General features: G+C 51.7%; 11 protein-coding genes, 1 tRNA gene and 3 rRNA genes. 8 read left to right on the top strand and 7 right to left on the bottom strand.

The window, feature by feature from the left end; genetic code table 11:
• Positions 1–51: 51 nt before the first annotated feature.
• Positions 52–1,515 (bottom strand): aspartate ammonia-lyase, encoded by a 1,464-nt coding sequence (aspA, locus tag N8M53_RS11875; protein WP_420066591.1) that lies wholly within the window; start codon positions 1,513–1,515, stop codon positions 52–54.
• A 294-nt stretch (positions 1,516–1,809) separates the two neighbouring features.
• Between aspA and N8M53_RS11870 the strand changes: the two genes are divergently transcribed.
• Complete coding sequence (locus tag N8M53_RS11870; RefSeq protein WP_269578924.1) at positions 1,810–2,328, top strand: FxsA family protein; 519 nt, start codon at positions 1,810–1,812, stop codon at positions 2,326–2,328.
• A gap of 69 nt (positions 2,329–2,397) precedes the next feature.
• Here N8M53_RS11870 and N8M53_RS11865 read toward each other — a convergent pair whose 3' ends face one another.
• Genes N8M53_RS11865 through N8M53_RS11850 form a run of 4 tightly spaced genes read right to left on the bottom strand, consistent with a single transcriptional unit; the run spans position 2,398 to position 7,187 of the window.
• Complete coding sequence (locus N8M53_RS11865; protein ID WP_269578923.1) at positions 2,398–4,356, bottom strand: acetoacetate--CoA ligase; 1,959 nt, start codon at positions 4,354–4,356, stop codon at positions 2,398–2,400.
• A gap of 9 nt (positions 4,357–4,365) precedes the next feature.
• The gene (gene maiA, locus N8M53_RS11860; protein ID WP_077640728.1) at positions 4,366–4,986 is read right to left on the bottom strand and encodes a maleylacetoacetate isomerase; all 621 of its coding nucleotides are present in this window, start codon (positions 4,984–4,986) and stop codon (positions 4,366–4,368) included.
• 60 nt (positions 4,987–5,046) lie between these two features.
• Positions 5,047–6,033 (bottom strand): fumarylacetoacetate hydrolase family protein, encoded by a 987-nt coding sequence (locus N8M53_RS11855; RefSeq protein WP_269578922.1) that lies wholly within the window; start codon positions 6,031–6,033, stop codon positions 5,047–5,049.
• A 14-nt stretch (positions 6,034–6,047) separates the two neighbouring features.
• Positions 6,048–7,187 carry a homogentisate 1,2-dioxygenase gene (locus tag N8M53_RS11850; protein ID WP_069586957.1) on the bottom strand — a complete coding sequence of 380 codons (1,140 nt, stop codon included), beginning with the start codon at positions 7,185–7,187 and terminating at the stop codon, positions 6,048–6,050.
• A gap of 232 nt (positions 7,188–7,419) precedes the next feature.
• Between N8M53_RS11850 and N8M53_RS11845 the strand changes: the two genes are divergently transcribed.
• The gene (locus tag N8M53_RS11845) at positions 7,420–7,908 is read left to right on the top strand and encodes a MarR family transcriptional regulator (RefSeq protein ID WP_332301566.1); all 489 of its coding nucleotides are present in this window, start codon (positions 7,420–7,422) and stop codon (positions 7,906–7,908) included.
• Here the strand turns inward: N8M53_RS11845 and N8M53_RS11840 are convergent.
• The gene (locus tag N8M53_RS11840; protein WP_269578921.1) at positions 7,878–9,227 is read right to left on the bottom strand and encodes an MATE family efflux transporter; all 1,350 of its coding nucleotides are present in this window, start codon (positions 9,225–9,227) and stop codon (positions 7,878–7,880) included. The genes N8M53_RS11845 and N8M53_RS11840 overlap by 31 nt on opposite strands.
• 218 nt (positions 9,228–9,445) lie before the next feature.
• Between N8M53_RS11840 and N8M53_RS11835 the strand changes: the two genes are divergently transcribed.
• Positions 9,446–9,736, top strand: coding sequence for a co-chaperone GroES (locus N8M53_RS11835; protein WP_046074554.1), 291 nt, complete (start codon positions 9,446–9,448; stop codon positions 9,734–9,736).
• Positions 9,737–9,779: 43 nt separating this feature from the next.
• On the top strand, positions 9,780–11,429 hold the full coding sequence (groL, locus tag N8M53_RS11830; RefSeq protein ID WP_269578920.1) for a chaperonin GroEL: 1,650 nt from the start codon (positions 9,780–9,782) through the stop codon (positions 11,427–11,429).
• 82 nt (positions 11,430–11,511) lie between these two features.
• On the opposite strand, the gene N8M53_RS11825 is transcribed toward groL, so the two are convergent.
• Complete coding sequence (locus N8M53_RS11825; RefSeq protein WP_269578919.1) at positions 11,512–11,844, bottom strand: SMR family transporter; 333 nt, start codon at positions 11,842–11,844, stop codon at positions 11,512–11,514.
• 541 nt (positions 11,845–12,385) lie between these two features.
• On the opposite strand from N8M53_RS11825, the gene N8M53_RS11820 reads away from it, so the two are divergent.
• The 4 genes from N8M53_RS11820 (at position 12,386) to rrf (ending at position 17,593) form a co-directional block, all read left to right on the top strand.
• Positions 12,386–13,955: ribosomal RNA gene (locus tag N8M53_RS11820) — 16S ribosomal RNA — on the top strand.
• An 81-nt stretch (positions 13,956–14,036) separates the two neighbouring features.
• Positions 14,037–14,112, top strand: a tRNA-Glu gene (locus N8M53_RS11815).
• 392 nt (positions 14,113–14,504) lie between these two features.
• Positions 14,505–17,391: ribosomal RNA gene (locus tag N8M53_RS11810) — 23S ribosomal RNA — on the top strand.
• A gap of 86 nt (positions 17,392–17,477) precedes the next feature.
• Positions 17,478–17,593: ribosomal RNA gene (gene rrf / locus N8M53_RS11805) — 5S ribosomal RNA — on the top strand.
• The 16S, 23S and 5S rRNA genes sit together here with 1 tRNA gene alongside, the layout of an rRNA operon.
• Positions 17,594–17,770: the final 177 nt, after the last annotated feature.

Below are 17,770 nucleotides of genomic sequence, written 5' to 3'. Positions count from 1 at the left end.
TATCGGTCGTCGGTGCCTATTATCAGCTGACCCACAACGATGACTGATCCACTACGCGTTAAAACGTTTGCCGCGGTATTTAGGATGCATCAGGTTCTCCACCGAGAAGATCTCGTCGAGCTCCGCCTCGGTCATTAGACCGCGCTCGAGCACCACTTCTTTGACGCTTTTACCCGTTTCCGCGCAAATCTTACCGACAATATCGCCTTCGTGGTGGCCAATAAAGGGGTTAAGATAAGTGATAATCCCAATCGAGTTATGGACGTAGTGCTCGCACACTGCTTGGTTGACGGTAATCCCGCTCACACACTTCTCACCCAAGTTCCGGCAGCCATTCGCCAGAATGGAAATAGACTCAAACAGCGCCTGCCCGATGACCGGCTCCATCACGTTAAGTTGAAGCTGACCGGCTTCGGCTGCAAAGGTGATGGTGGTGTCGTTACCCATCACGCGATAGCAAACCTGATTCACCACTTCTGGGATTACCGGGTTGACCTTGGCAGGCATGATGGATGAACCTGCCTGCATTTCTGGTAGGTTAATCTCATTGAGTCCCGCTCGTGGGCCTGAGGAGAGCAGACGCAGGTCGTTGCAGATCTTCGATAGTTTCACTGCCAGGCGTTTTAGCGCGCCATGCACCATCACATAGGACCCACAGTCTGAGGTCGCTTCAATTAAATCTTCTGCTGGGATGCACGGCAAACCCGTGATTTCAGCCAGGTGTTTTACCGCCAGTTGCTGATAGCCTTCTGCGGCATTCAACTTGGTGCCAATTGCGGTCGCGCCGAGGTTTACCTCTAACAGCAGCGCGGCGGTATATTTAATGTTTTTGATTTCTTCGCGCAGTAGCACAGAGAACGCTTTGAACTCTTGTCCGACCGTCATCGGTACCGCGTCTTGTAGCTGGGTGCGGCCCATTTTGATCACGTGGGCATAGGCGTCAGCTTTGGCATCGAATTCTTTTTGTAGATAATCAATCGCATCCATCAGCTTGAGAATGCTGTTGTAGACTGCAATTCGGAAGCCCGTTGGGTACGCACAGTTGGTGGATTGGCTCTTATTGACGTGATCATTGGGGTTAATCACATCATAGTCACCTTTCTCATGCCCCATCAGTTCAAGTGCAAGGTTGGCAATCACCTCGTTGGCATTCATGTTGACTGAGGTGCCTGCGCCGCCTTGGAAGACATCCGAGGGGAACTGATCCATGCATTTGCCCGTTGTTAAAATCTGGTCACAAGCTTTGATGATGTAATCACCGACATCAGCAGGAATGACACCAAGCTCTTGGTTTGCCATCGCAGCGGCTTTTTTGGTGTAAACCATGCCGCGTACAAAGTCTGGGATATCAGAAATCCGAGTGCCGGAAATAGTAAAGTTCTCGACCGCGCGTAGGGTATGGATGCCGTAGTATGCATCGGCGGGTACCGCGCGTTGACCGAGTAAATCTTCTTCTAAGCGCGTTGCAGTAGTGAGGGTTGGGGTTTCATTAGGTGTTACAATCGTCTGAGACATGCGTTGGCCTTAACATCAAGTTATTATAATGATTAAAACGTCGCCACAAATTTTGCTGTAGAATCCATTCCTCAGAGATTTTGGCTGGATGTATTATCTGTTACATCCTTTCAGCCGCCATTACAGCATATAATGCGGTGAAAAGGGCTGACCCCGGTCACAGCTGTAGCATGGCGCACAGACAAAATGCGCTTTATTGCACATTGATTCAAGCGCTAAATTCGGTTTCGTTGTTCGGCTTTTGGCTGATTTTGATGTTAGGATGAACAGTCCATTTCCAGCGCGAGGTGAATCGTGTTTCCAATCTTATTGCTGCTATTTATTCTGGTCCCAGTGATTGAAATCGGCCTGTTCATTCAGGTTGGTGGTTGGTTGGGATTGTGGCCAACATTGGCGCTGGTATTGATCACCGCATTCGTCGGTGCCTCTTTGGTGCGCAGCCAAGGACTGATGACTCTGGCTTCGGTGCAAGACAGGCTTAATCGCGGTGAGTTGCCGGCTCAGCAAATCCTTGAAGGTGTGATGCTGGCAGTGTCAGGCGTTTTGCTTTTGACCCCGGGCTTTATGACCGACGCGATGGGGATGTTGGTGCTTTTGCCCGGACCACGTGCCGCGCTTGCCAAACAAGTGATGAAGCGCGTCACTGTGTCTCAAGCAGGCTTTAGCCAAGGTAGCTTCCATCAAGGGGGCAATGCACAAGGTCCTTTTGGGGAGGATCCTTTCCGTCGCGGAGGCCGTGGTGAGGATGGCAACACCTTTGAGGGGGAATATGAGCGCAAAGATGACGACGATGATGACCATCGCCTGCGCTAAGCCATTTCGGGACAAAGCCCAGCCAAAAGGCCGCATGAAGATGCGGCCTTTTGCGATCATCGCGTCAGCTTACTCGCTGAGCTCGGGGCGCTGACGGTATTGGTCGAGTGATGCTGGGTTATCCAGTGCGCTTAACTGTGCCACGTCTTGGCCATGAACCACATCGCGCACCGCCAGCTCAGCCAGTTTCCCTGACTTGGTGCGCGGAATATCGCTCACCTCGGCAATCACGGCGGGAACATGGCGCGGTGTGCACTGGGTGCGGATGGTTTTTTTGATGGTTTGCTTGAGTGACTCATCCAGTGTCACGCCGGCGGCGAGTTTGACGAACAGCACCACGCGGACATCATTTTGCCATTGCTGGCCAATGACCACTGAGTCCATGATCTCGCTAAGCTGGTTAACATGGCGATAGATCTCTGCCGTACCAATTCGTACCCCGCCTGGGTTCAATACCGCATCAGACCGACCATAAAACACCATGCCACCTTGTGCGGTCAGGCGCACATAGTCACCATGAAACCAGATATCATCAATCTTGTTCCAATAGGCGTTGTGATAGCGACTGCCATCGGTATCGTGCCAAAAGCCAACCGGCTGGTTGGGGAAGCTATTGCAGCACACCAGTTCCCCTTTCTGCTCTTCAACCGCTTGGCCTTGGGCGTTAAACACTTGTACATCGAGCGCCAAGCCTCGCTTTTGGCTTTCGCCGCGATAAACCGGTGACAGCGGGCTGCCAAGAACAAAGCAGCCACAAATGTCGGTGCCACCCGCAATCGAGCTTAACTGCAGATCAGATTTTATCTTTTGATAGACATAATCAAACTGCTCGGGCGCAAGTACCGAGCCGGTCGAACACAGGACGCGTAGCGACGCCAGCGAGTAATCATCTTTCGGTGCCACCCCTTGTTTTTCCAATGCTTCTAAGTACTTTGCCGCCGTACCAAAAAGGGTGAGCTGGTGCCGCTCGGCCAGTCGCCAAAGTACCCCCGCATCGGGATAAAACGGCGAGCCATCATAAAGCACCAAGGTCGCGCCACTTGCCAAGGCACTGACCTGCCAATTCCACATCATCCAGCCGCAGGTGGTGAAGTAGAAAAAGCGATCGCCGGGGCGCACATCCGAATGGAGCTGATGCTCTTTCAAATGATTGAGCAATATCCCCCCAACCGAATGAATAATGCACTTGGGCTTACCCGTGGTGCCGGAAGAGTACAGCACAAAGAGTGGGGCATTGAACGCCACGCGGGTAAAGCGAAGCGGCGGCGCGTCCTTGGCTAATAAGTCTTGCCAGTTATCCACGCCAGCAGGTAAAGAAGGTCGATCGCTATCAAAAGGGATCACCACTAGGCGCTCAATGGCCGGTACGTTATCCACCACCTGCTGTGCTTTATTCAGGCAGTCATAGGTTTTGCCGTTGTAATGGTAATGATCGGTGGTAAACAGCACTTTGGGCTCGGTTTGGCCAAAACGGTCTAACACACTGTCGACGCCAAAGTCCGGTGAGGTTGAGGTCCAAATCGCGCCCAGAGCCGCGGTGGCAAGCATCGCAATCACGGTTTCAGGCAGGTTAGGTAAATAGCCAGCAACCACATCGCCCGGCTGAACACCTTGCTTGTCTAAATAGTGACGGATGGCCGCGACCTGATCGACGAGCTCACGCCAAGTGATAGTTCGTGCCACTTCATGCTCACCGCTAAAAATTATCGCCGGTTGGTCGGCATATTGCTCTGCGTGCTTGAGTAGGTTTTCGGCATAGTTCAGACGTGCGGTGGGAAACCAGTGGCTATCTCGATTGGGGTGCTCGGGGTCGATATCGCACACACTCTCGCCCGGATCGCCGATCACGCCAGCAAATTGCCATAACTGTTGCCAAAAATCGCCGCTTTGACGTACTGACCATGCATAGAGATCGTCATAACCACTCAGCTGGGTGTCGTGAGTCTGATTCACGGCACGGATAAACGCGGCGAGTAACGTGTGGGTTTGACGTTCCTTATCCGGCGCCCACAACAATCCGTCTTTCATGTTCTCTCCTTAGCTCTTATCAGGGTGTGCCTGTATAAATGCATCCAGCGTTTGGCACTGTGCCTCAATGCGCGTCAGTGTTGGGTAGGCCGTTAAATCAAACGCAAATCGGCGTGCATTAAAAAGCTGCGGTACCAAACAAATATCGGCCAAATTAGGCGCTTCTCCGCCGATAAAGGGGCTGTCTAATCCCTGTAGTTTGGCTTCCAAGCCATCGAACCCTTGTTTTAGCCAATGGTGATACCAAGTGATTTTGTCGTCATCACTGTGGCCAAAGGGGCCAGTTAAGTATTGCAGAACACGCAAGTTATTGAGTGGATGCACATCACAGGCAATATCGAGCGCCAGAGATCGGCACTGGGCTTTTTGCACTGGATCACTGGGGAGCAGTTTTACCTGCGGATAGCGCTCATCAAGGTATTCAATAATGGCCAGTGATTGGCTCAAGGTGACATCGCCATCGACCAAGGTAGGCACTAAACCGGCGGGATTGAGCGAGCGATAGGCGTCGCTGTGCTGGTGTTTATCCAGCAAAGACACGGTTTCTCGTTGGTAGGAGAGGCCTTTAAGGCCAAGGGCGATGCGGACGCGGTAGGCCGCGGTCGACTTACTGTAATCATAAAGCAGCATACAAGCTCCTAGACGGCGTCAACGTCAAGCGCGCCCAGAGGCTCTAGGCGCGCATCAAGGTTACTCGGCGATGTAACGGGTCACGGTTTGGTCAATGGCGCCGAAAATAGACGCATCTTGGCTGTCGCGCATATCGATGGTGACGCTATCGCCAAAGGTCATAAACGGGGTTTTTGCCTCGCCCTGGTCGATAATTTCCAGCATGCGCTTTTCGGCTAAGCAGCAAGAGCCTTTACTGCGATCGGTATTGGAGACGGTGCCGGAGCCAATAATGGTCCCAGCGCTGACATGGCGGCTTTTCGCCACATGCGCAACCAACTCGGCAAAATCAAAGGTCATATCGACACCGGCGTCGGGTGACCCGAACCATTCGCCGTTGAGGGTGACATGCATCGGTAAGTGGACTTTATGGTCGCGCCAGTGATCGCCCAGCTCATCTGGGGTAACCGCCACCGGTGAAAATGCAGAGGCGGGCTTAGATTGGAAAAAGCCGAACCCTTTGGCAAGCTCGCCGGGGATCAGGTTGCGCAGGGAAACGTCGTTGACCAGCATCAGCAGTTTAATGTGTTGGCCCGCTTTGTCAGCACTAAGGTGCATGGGCACATCATCGGTGACGACGGCAAGCTCGGCTTCAAAGTCACAGCCCCACGCATCATCGACCAATTCAATCTCGTCACGTGGGCCGAGAAAGCCATCAGACATGCCTTGATACATGAGTGGATCGGTCCAAAAACTCTCAGGCATTTGTGCGCCGCGTGCTTTGCGCACCAGTTCAACGTGGTTAACGTAGGCGCTACCATCCGCCCACTGATAGGCGCGGGGCAGTGGTGAGTCGCAGACACTTGGGTCAAAGGCAAAGGATTCACTGACTTGGTTGTCATTGAGCGCGTCGTAGCGCTGAGTCAGTTTGGGTGCCAGTGTCGCCCAATGATCGAGTGCCGCTTGTAGTGTGGGTGCAATATCGTCGGCGTGGACGGCGCGAGTAAGGTCACGAGAGACCAAAATCAATTTGCCATCACGTCCGTGTTTGAGTGAAGCCAGTTTCATTGCTTTCTCCTTCGCTATTCTGCGTCACTTGGCGTGCGCCAAGAGTAAACATAATCGGTCAGTTCGGTGGCTTTCGCCGCGTCGCCCATATCAAGTGGCATGCGGGTATCGATCATCACCGCCACTTCATCGGTCTCTTTTTTCTGATGCTTTTTGCCCGCAGCAAAGGCTTTTGGGTGAGGCCCATGTGGGAAGCCACAAGGGTGTAGGGTCACCATGCCGGCATCAATGTTATCGCGGCTGAAAAAGTCACCTTGGTGATAGAAAAGCACTTCATCATAGTCATCGTTATTGTGGTAGAAAGGCACCTTCAGTGCACCGGGATCCGACTCGATTGGGCGGGGGACAAAGGTACAAATCACAAAACCTTGCGCGACAAAGGTGGTGTGCGCGGATGGCGGTAAGTGATAACGATGGCTCATCAACGGGCGGATATCTCGCCAGTTGAGTCGGAATACGGTGAGGTTGCCCTTCCAGCCTACCGCATCGAGTGGGTTATAAGGATAAGTGACGCGGTTAAGCTGTTGGCGCGATTTGATCATCACCTGCCAGCTTTCGTTATCGGATTGCTGGGCTTTAAAGCTATCGTCAATGCGCGCATGTTCTAACACCGCGGGGTCAAACACCGCATGTTCGCCGACAATGCCTCGTTCGGCGCTCATGTAGGAGCCATGTGTCGCTTCAATCATCAGCAAAGTGGTGGCCTCATCCGGCACCAGTCGCCAGCTGGTGGCGCGAGGAATGATCAAATAATCGCCTTTGGTGTAGCGCAAGTGGCCATAATCGCAATACAGCGAGCCTTCACCCTGGTGGACAAACAAGCAATCGTCACCATCGCTGTTGCGCACTAGATAAGACATGGCGGTATCGGTGCGCCATAAGCGAACCTGAACGTTGGCATTGGATAACAGCACAGGCGCATCCATTGGCGACGTGCCTTGAGTTTCAACTCGGTTGGTGTCAAAAGCATGCGGTCGCAATGGGCCTTCCCACTCGCTCCAGCCCGTCGGGGGATGGCGGTGATACATATGACTGGCCGGGCCAAAAAAGCCTTCCTTGCCACACTCGCGCTCGTAGGTTCCCTCGGGGAAGTCGCAGTGGGCTTGACGTGAGGCATCCCCTTCACGAATGGGGAATGAAAACCACTTTCGCATAACTCGCTCCTTGTGCTGGGCGGCCGTGCTCACCGGGACGGCCAAATAGTTTCAAAAGAAACAATATATCCGTTTATACTAGCGATCAGAGACGAGAAAAAGCAACGCGCTGTTAACAAATAATTTACCTTTTGTGTTCAGTATTTTTGCCGCTTAAAAACCGTAAGTGTAAACAAAGCACTACCTTTGCATCTTATCGAAGCCTCTCGTAAAGTATTCCACATGATTTCACTTGAAACTAAATGATATGACCCTTCCTCATTTAGCGCTCGATAGCTTTTTGCCTTATAAGCTGGTTCACACGGCGGAACTGGTTGCCGATAGTCTTGCGGCACGTTATGAAGCAGAGTTTGGATTGTCGCGTCCAGAATGGCGCGTGCTGGCCTCTTTGGGCGCACGGGATGGCGTGATGGCGAAAGATTTAGCCGCAGAAACGCGGCTGGATAAAGTAAAAGTGTCGCGCTTGCTTACCCGTTTAGAGCAGCATCAGTTGGTGGAGCGGCGCGCGTGCCAAGGTGATCAGCGCGCTGCGTTAGTCCATTTGACCGACAAAGGGCGCACCCATTATCAGACCATTGTTCCCAAGGTGCTGGAGTGGGAAAAAGCCATGCTCGAGGGACTCAGTGCGGCGCAGTATCAAGCGCTTTATCAGGCGTTAGATGCGTTGCAGCACCGCGTTCATGAGCTGGCTCAGACGGACAGTGACGCCGCGAGTGTCTGACGGCGCAGCACCACGGCATACAGGTACGCCATAATACCGGCCAGTAGATTGGCAATGGCGATTCCCGCAAACAGACCATGGGTACCGTTGACCATGCCGCCCAGCCATGCACAGGGCACTAAGAAGACAAACAAACGCACTAGGTTGCAGGCGAACGAATGCAGCGAACGCTTCATGGCATTCAGGCCGCCGACCAATAACATCAAGGTGCCTTGTAAGCCGTAACTGGCCGGGACCACCATTAAATAGTGGGCAATTTCTTGTTGAACTCGCACATCGTCACTGAATACATCCGCAATCAGATCGATAAAAGGCCACAGCGACAAGTACAAGGCAAACTGAAACAAGATGGCAAAGCGCATCGCGCTAAACAGCGCTTGAAAGGCCCGTTGATGGTATTGCGCACCAAAGTTTTGCGACATTAAGGGCGTGAGCGATGACGTCATCGCCATCATCACAATTAATAAAATGGCTTCAATGCGTTGAGCGGCGCCATAGGCGGCAACGCTTTCTGTTCCCTGTGAGGCAAGCATCATCATTAAAATGGCGCCTGCGGCTGGGTTTAAGGCATTGGTCATTCCAGCCGGCATGCCAATTTTAAGGATTTGACGCACATCAGTCGCTAGCTTGGTCCATTGCGGTGCCATCAGCAGCCGCTCACGGCGGATAAGAATACTCAGTGCGGCTATCAATGCGCCGGCCCAGCTGACGGCACTGGCGATGGCCGCCCCTTGCACACCCAGTTCGGGAAATGGACCCAAGCCGAAAATCAGTAAGGGGTCGAGCGCCCCATTAATCAGGCCGGATACCATCATGATTTTCGCCGGCGTTTTCGTGTCGCCCGTGGCACGGATAGCCGCGTTTCCTGCCATGGGTACCACAAGTAATGGAATGGTGAGGTACCACACTTGCATATAGTCATGGATTAACGGCAATAAGTTGTCGCTTGCCCCCAACGCGGAGAACACTGGGTCGATGGTGGCCGCCCCCAACCAGCCGACGGCCATCACCATGAAGACCGCCAACATCAAGCCGTGACTCGAGACCCGCGCGGCATCTTGATGATCGCCCTGACCAAGCAATCTTGCCACCAAGGCAGCAATACCGACTCCTAATCCGAGCGTGATGGAGTTAACCGCAAAGGTAATAGGGAAGGTGAAGCTCACCGCGGCTAATGCTTCCGTGCCAAGCAGTGAAATAAAGAAGGTATCCACCACATTGAACATGATGATCGCAAATAGCCCAAATACCATGGGCACGGTCATCTTACGTAATGTGAGGTTAATCGGGGCAGACAGCAGCCCGTGTTTGTCGTTCATAATCTCTTATCACTGGGTTGGGACGGCTTACCCTAGCGGATCCTCACAATCGGAGAAAGTTGCCAGTCTAAAAAAACAAAAAAATTGCTGTAAAACCCTTGGGAAAGAAAAAGGGCGTCCCCACATAGGGAGTTACATCAGGAACCGGACGCATGTACGGCCTGTGTGCATACTTACTTCATCAAACGGAACATCATTACTAATTCAGGAGACGACCGATGAACATTCGTCCACTACATGATCGCGTTATCGTTGAGCGCCAAGAAGCTGAGTCTAAATCAGCGGGCGGCATCGTGTTAACTGGTTCTGCTGCAGAAAAGTCTACCCGCGGCAAAGTGCTGGCGGTAGGCAAAGGCCGTATTCTTGAAAACGGCAACGTGCAGCCATTGGACGTTCAAGTGGGTGACACTGTTATCTTCTCTGAAGGCTTTGGCACCAAGACGGAAAAAATCGAGGGTCAAGAAGTTCTGATCTTGTCTGAAAGCGACATCATGGCAATCGTTGAATAATTCATTTCACCTCCAATCAATAATGTAAGAAAGGAATAGAATCATGGCTGCTAAAGACGTTAAATTTAGTGACGACGCGCGTGCGAAAATGCTCGAAGGTGTGAATGTTCTGGCTGATGCCGTGAAAGTCACACTGGGCCCTAAAGGCCGTAACGTAGTACTAGACAAATCATTCGGTGCCCCAACCATCACCAAAGATGGTGTCTCTGTTGCACGTGAAATTGAACTGGAAGACAAGTTCCAGAACATGGGCGCACAAATGGTGAAAGAAGTAGCGTCTCAATCAAACGACGCTGCGGGTGACGGTACGACTACCGCTACAGTATTGGCGCAATCCATTGTTAATGAAGGCTTGAAAGCAGTAGCGGCAGGCATGAACCCAATGGATCTAAAGCGCGGTATCGACAAAGCGGTTGTTGCGGCGGTTGAAGAGTTGAAAAAACTGTCTGCGCCTTGCACCAGCAACAATGCGATTGAGCAAGTGGGCACTATTTCTGCCAACTCTGACCACACCGTTGGTAAAATTATCGCACAAGCGATGGAAAAAGTCGGTCGTGACGGTGTCATCACCGTTGAAGAAGGTCAATCACTGCAAGACGAACTGAGCGTCGTCGAAGGCATGCAGTTCGACCGTGGTTACCTGTCTCCTTACTTCATCAATAACCAAGAAGCCGGTAACGTTGAGCTGGATAACCCATTTATCCTGCTGATCGACAAAAAAGTGTCGAACATTCGCGAGCTGCTACCAACCCTTGAAGCGGTTTCTAAAGCCTCTCGTCCACTGCTTATTATTGCAGAAGACCTTGAAGGTGAAGCGCTGGCAACCTTGGTGGTTAACAACATGCGTGGCATCGTTAAAGTCGCTGCAGTGAAAGCCCCTGGCTTTGGTGACCGTCGTAAAGCGATGCTGCAAGATATCGCAACCTTGACAGCAGGTACTGTGGTTTCTGAAGAAATCGGCATGGACCTAGAGAAAGTGACGTTGGAAGACCTGGGTCAAGCTAAGCGTGTTACCGTCACCAAAGACAACACCACCATCGTTGACGGTGTGGGTGAGGAAGCTGCGATTGAAGGGCGTGTTGCGCAAATTCGTCAGCAAATCGAAGAAGCGACGTCTGATTACGACAAAGAAAAACTGCAAGAGCGTGTAGCTAAGCTAGCTGGCGGTGTTGCGGTGATCAAAGTCGGTGCGGCGACTGAAGTCGAGATGAAAGAGAAGAAAGATCGCGTTGAAGATGCTCTGCACGCAACACGTGCGGCGGTTGAAGAAGGCGTGGTTGCCGGTGGTGGCGTTGCGCTTATTCGCGCAGCGAGCAAAGTTGGCGAGCTGAAAGGTGATAACGAAGAGCAAAACGTGGGCATCCGTGTCGCACTGCGCGCTATGGAATCACCACTTCGTCAAATCGCGACTAACGCGGGTGACGAAGACTCAGTGGTTGCTAACAAAGTGAAATCTGGCGAGAACCACTTTGGCTACAATGCATCAACCGGCGAATACGGTGACATGATTGAGATGGGTATTCTTGACCCAACCAAAGTAACACGTAGTGCACTACAGTTCGCTGCCTCTGTTGCGGGTCTGATGATCACCACTGAAGCCATGGTTACCGATCTGCCACAAAAAGACGGTGGTGCTGATATGGGCGCTGCTGCTGGTATGGGTGGCATGGGCGGAATGGGCGGCATGATGTAATCGCCTCTCCCTCCCTGAAATGAAAAAACCCAGCTTCGGCTGGGTTTTTTCGTTGTGTGCTGTCAGGATCTATTTTTAATCTTTAGTGTGTTGAGGTGGATGAGAATATGTTCATCACGGCCACACCAGAGACAATCAATGCCATTCCGATCACCGCCGGCGCATCCAGCTTTTGATCAAAGACCAGCCAACCAATTAAAGCAATCAATGTCACGCCCGCGCCGGCCCATATGGCATAGGCGATGCCTACGGGAATTGCGCGCAAAGTGAGGGCGAGTAGATAAAAAGAGAAACTGTATCCCACCACCACTAATATCGAAGGAACGAGCTTAGAAAAGCCGTCACTGTTTTTGAGTGATGCGGTTGCAATCACCTCTGCCACAATAGCAAACCCTAGAAAAAGCCAATGCTTCATATCGATGACTCCCAAGTGAGAAACAGGTGAGCCATGCTACCAGCCAATTTTTATGATGTATGCCTCATTTTGAGTGGAGAAGAGTGAAAGATACGATCGGGCATGTAAGCCAAGGTGAACACTGGCGGCAAAATATAGGGGGTAAAATAGACAAAAAAACTTGTTTTGTACGAATTTCGCTCAGGTGAGATTTTTTTTAAAAAAAGGGGTTGCGGTAAAAACTGAGATCTCTATACTGCGCTTCCTGTTGACGGGGCAACGAGACGCAAGTCACGAAATGCCGACCACGAAGTCAACATGCTCTTTAACAATTTGACCTATGCAATCTGTGTGGGCACTCGTTGAGAATAGACAAAAAGATTTATTCGATGAACTGAGTGACCAATTCATGTTGGTGCAGCCTTGAGCTGTTTTGATTTCACTTTTTTAAAAGTGGATGCCAACAGGAGCACAGTCAATTCGTTTGTCTCGTAAGAGACGAACAAAACAGTATTTATCGAGCCGTTTGTCTTTCCTTTTGGGAAAGCGAACAAAAAAACTTAAATTGAAGAGTTTGATCATGGCTCAGATTGAACGCTGGCGGCAGGCCTAACACATGCAAGTCGAGCGGAAACGGCAGCATTGAAGCTTCGGTGGATTTGCTGGACGTCGAGCGGCGGACGGGTGAGTAACGGCTGGGAACCTGCCCTGACGAGGGGGATAACCGTTGGAAACGACGGCTAATACCGCATAATGTCTTAGTTCATTACGAGCTGGGACCAAAGGTGGCCTCTACATGTAAGCTATCGCGTTGGGATGGGCCCAGTTAGGATTAGCTAGTTGGTAAGGTAATGGCTTACCAAGGCAACGATCCTTAGCTGGTTTGAGAGGATGATCAGCCACACTGGGACTGAGACACGGCCCAGACTCCTACGGGAGGCAGCAGTGGGGAATATTGCACAATGGGGGAGACCCTGATGCAGCCATGCCGCGTGTGTGAAGAAGGCCTTCGGGTTGTAAAGCACTTTCAGCAGTGAGGAAGGTAATGTACTTAATACGTGCATTGCTTGACGTTAGCTGCAGAAGAAGCACCGGCTAACTCCGTGCCAGCAGCCGCGGTAATACGGAGGGTGCGAGCGTTAATCGGAATTACTGGGCGTAAAGCGCATGCAGGCGGTTTGTTAAGTCAGATGTGAAAGCCCGGGGCTCAACCTCGGAACCGCATTTGAAACTGGCAGGCTAGAGTCTTGTAGAGGGGGGTAGAATTTCAGGTGTAGCGGTGAAATGCGTAGAGATCTGAAGGAATACCAGTGGCGAAGGCGGCCCCCTGGACAAAGACTGACGCTCAGATGCGAAAGCGTGGGTAGCAAACAGGATTAGATACCCTGGTAGTCCACGCCGTAAACGCTGTCTACTTGGAGGTTGAGGTTTAAGACTTTGGCTTTCGGCGCTAACGCATTAAGTAGACCGCCTGGGGAGTACGGCCGCAAGGTTAAAACTCAAATGAATTGACGGGGGCCCGCACAAGCGGTGGAGCATGTGGTTTAATTCGATGCAACGCGAAGAACCTTACCTACTCTTGACATCCAGAGAACTTTCCAGAGATGGATTGGTGCCTTCGGGAGCTCTGAGACAGGTGCTGCATGGCTGTCGTCAGCTCGTGTTGTGAAATGTTGGGTTAAGTCCCGCAACGAGCGCAACCCTTATCCTTGTTTGCCAGCACATAATGGTGGGAACTCCAGGGAGACTGCCGGTGATAAACCGGAGGAAGGTGGGGACGACGTCAAGTCATCATGGCCCTTACGAGTAGGGCTACACACGTGCTACAATGGCAGATACAGAGGGCAGCGAAGCTGCGAAGTGGAGCGAATCCCTTAAAGTCTGTCGTAGTCCGGATTGGAGTCTGCAACTCGACTCCATGAAGTCGGAATCGCTAGTAATCGTGGATCAGAATGCCACGGTGAATACGTTCCCGGGCCTTGTACACACCGCCCGTCACACCATGGGAGTGGGCTGCACCAGAAGTAGATAGCTTAACCTTCGGGAGGGCGTTTACCACGGTGTGGTTCATGACTGGGGTGAAGTCGTAACAAGGTAGCCCTAGGGGAACCTGGGGCTGGATCACCTCCTTACTGACGCTATTTTTGCGAGTGTTCACACAGATTGTATAGGTTGAAGTATTAAAGAGGATATGTTCCCAAACATATCAGTGTGTCCCATTCGTCTAGAGGCCTAGGACACCGCCCTTTCACGGCGGTAACAGGGGTTCGACTCCCCTATGGGACGCCACTTTATAAACATACTTTCGAGTGTGGTTACAAAGTGGTTTATTTAGCAATAAACGACATGCTCTTTAACAATCTGGAAAGCTGACAAGTCATTCTTAAAGAATGACAGTAAAGTTCTCAATCAGTGACATGTAATGTCACTCACACAATCAAGTGTGCTTGGGCTTTGTCTTAGTAATAAGCAAAGTCTCTATTTTGAGTCCGGCAAAAACAAAACCTTAATTAGTTGATGATTCAACACTCAGTGGTTTTGCGACGCAGATTTCTTTTTTAGACAATCTCGCGCGAGGCGTTTGTCGCTGGGAGCGTAACGTGTTACGTGACCAAGCAAACGGTGAGCAAGAGGCCGTATAAAAGAGAAAGATCGAGCAAAAAGACCTTTTGGGGTTGTATGGTTAAGTGATTAAGCGTAGACGGTGGATGCCTTGGCAGTCAGAGGCGATGAAGGACGTACTAACCTGCGAAAAGCGATGGTGAGCTGGTAAGAAGCATTTGAGCCATCGATGTCCGAATGGGGAAACCCACCTGCATAAGCAGGTATCTTAGCGTGAATACATAGCGCTAAGAGGCGAACTCGGGGAACTGAAACATCTAAGTACCCGAAGGAAAAGAAATCAATTGAGATTCCGGCAGTAGCGGCGAGCGAACCCGGAGCAGCCCTTAAGCGGCTTAGGCGTTAGGTGAACAGGTTGGAAAACCTGGCAATAAAGGGTGATAGCCCCGTAGCCGACGGCGCCTTAGTCGTGAAAACGAGTAGGACGGGACACGTGATATCTTGTCTGAACATGGGGGGACCATCCTCCAAGGCTAAATACTCCTGACTGACCGATAGTGAACCAGTACCGTGAGGGAAAGGCGAAAAGAACCCCTGTGAGGGGAGTGAAATAGAACCTGAAACCGTCTACGTACAAGCAGTGGGAGCCTCCTAGTGGGGTGACCGCGTACCTTTTGTATAATGGGTCAGCGACTTAATGTAAGTAGCAAGGTTAACCGCATAGGGGAGCCGTAGGGAAACCGAGTCTTAACTGGGCGTCGAGTTGCTTGCATTAGACCCGAAACCGAGTGATCTAGCCATGGGCAGGTTGAAGGTTGAGTAACATCAACTGGAGGACCGAACTCACTAACGTTGAAAAGTTAGGAGATGACCTGTGGCTAGGGGTGAAAGGCCAATCAAACTCGGAGATAGCTGGTTCTCCCCGAAAGCTATTTAGGTAGCGCCTCGGACGAATACTACTGGGGGTAGAGCACTGTTAAGGCTAGGGGGTCATCCCGACTTACCAACCCTTTGCAAACTCCGAATACCAGTAAGTACTATCCGGGAGACACACGGCGGGTGCTAACGTCCGTCGTGGAGAGGGAAACAACCCAGACCGCCAGCTAAGGTCCCAAAGTTATCGCTAAGTGGGAAACGATGTGGGAAGGCTCAGACAGCCAGGATGTTGGCTTAGAAGCAGCCATCATTTAAAGAAAGCGTAATAGCTCACTGGTCGAGTCGGCCTGCGCGGAAGATGTAACGGGGCTAAGCGATACACCGAAGCTGCGGCAATGTCCTTATGGATATTGGGTAGGGGAGCGTTGTGTAAGCTGTTGAAGGTGTGCTGAGAGGCATGCTGGAGGTATCACAAGTGCGAATGCTGACATGAGTAACGATAAAGGGGGTGAAAAACCTCCTCGCCGGAAGACCAAGGGTTCCTGTCCAACGTTAATCGGGGCAGGGTAAGTCGGCCCCTAAGGCGAGGCCGAAAGGCGTAGTCGATGGGAAACGGGTTAATATTCCCGTACTGCTACTTACTGCGATGGGGGGACGGAGAAGGCTAGGTGGGCCTGGCGATGGTAGTCCAGGTTCAAGTGCGTAGGCTGATTTCTTAGGCAAATCCGGGAAATCAAGGCCGAGACACGATGTCGAGCCACCAAGGTGGTGAAGTCATTGATGCCATGCTTCCGGGAAAAGCCTCTAAGCTTCAGGTAAGTAGCAACCGTACTCCAAACCGACACAGGTGGTCGGGTAGAGAATACCAAGGCGCTTGAGAGAACTCGGGTGAAGGAACTAGGCAAAATGGTACCGTAACTTCGGGAGAAGGTACGCTGCCCGCGGTGAAGTCCCTTGCGGATGGAGCTATGGGCAGTCGCAGATACCAGGTGGCTGCAACTGTTTATTAAAAACACAGCACTGTGCAAAATCGAAAGATGACGTATACGGTGTGACGCCTGCCCGGTGCCGGAAGGTTAATTGATGTGGTTATCGCAAGAGAAGCCATTGATTGAAGCCCCGGTAAACGGCGGCCGTAACTATAACGGTCCTAAGGTAGCGAAATTCCTTGTCGGGTAAGTTCCGACCTGCACGAATGGCGTAATGATGGCCACGCTGTCTCCACCCGAGACTCAGTGAAATTGAAATCGCAGTGAAGATGCTGTGTACCCGCGGCTAGACGGAAAGACCCCGTGAACCTTTACTACAGCTTGGCACTGAACATTGAGCCTACATGTGTAGGATAGGTGGGAGGCTTTGAAGCGGCGACGCCAGTTGCTGTGGAGCCATCCTTGAAATACCACCCTTGTATGTTTGATGTTCTAACTTAGCCCCGTTATCCGGGGTGAGGACAGTGCCTGGTGGGTAGTTTGACTGGGGCGGTCTCCTCCCAAAGCGTAACGGAGGAGCACGAAGGTGGGCTAATCACGGTCGGACATCGTGAGGTTAGTGCAATGGCATAAGCCCGCTTAACTGCGAGAGTGACGGCTCGAGCAGGTACGAAAGTAGGTCATAGTGATCCGGTGGTTCTGAATGGAAGGGCCATCGCTCAACGGATAAAAGGTACTCCGGGGATAACAGGCTGATACCGCCCAAGAGTTCATATCGACGGCGGTGTTTGGCACCTCGATGTCGGCTCATCACATCCTGGGGCTGAAGTCGGTCCCAAGGGTATGGCTGTTCGCCATTTAAAGTGGTACGCGAGCTGGGTTTAGAACGTCGTGAGACAGTTCGGTCCCTATCTGCCGTGGGCGTTGGATGATTGAGGGGAGCTGCTCCTAGTACGAGAGGACCGGAGTGGACGAACCGCTGGTGTTCGGGTTGTGTCGCCAGACGCATTGCCCGGTAGCTAAGTTCGGCACAGATAAGCGCTGAAAGCATCTAAGCGCGAAGCTGGCCCCGAGATGAGTCATCCCTAGAGCTTCGAGCTCTCTAAAGGGTTGTCGTAGACGACGACGTTGATAGGCAGGGTGTGTAAGCGCTGTGAGGCGTTGAGCTAACCTGTACTAATTGCCCGTGAGGCTTAACCATACAACACCCAAGAGGTTTTGGGTTGGACTTGAAATAAGCCAGTTGATTGTGGCGAGAACGAACAGCTTTCTAGATTACCGAATTTGCTTGGCGACCATAGCGCTTTGGACCCACCTGACTCCATGCCGAACTCAGTAGTGAAACGAAGCAGCGCCGATGGTAGTGTGGGGTCTCCCCATGTGAGAGTAGGACATCGCCAGGCTTTGATTATAAATTGCGCCTATTGCTTGCGATTTTTGATAGCTGCGATGCTCATGTATTGGCATACACTGCGCGTCTCGCTTCAAAAATCCCTACGCATAGCTCGCAATGTAAGCATCAAAGCAGATAGATGTAAGACTTTGATGAGAAAATACAGAGCCCTGACCTGACGGTCAGG

The organism is Salinivibrio kushneri (genome assembly GCF_027286325.1).
Lineage (GTDB): Bacteria > Pseudomonadota > Gammaproteobacteria > Enterobacterales > Vibrionaceae > Salinivibrio > Salinivibrio kushneri_A.
Note: the sequence above shows the minus strand (reverse complement) of the source record. Positions and strands in the feature narration are given on the sequence as shown.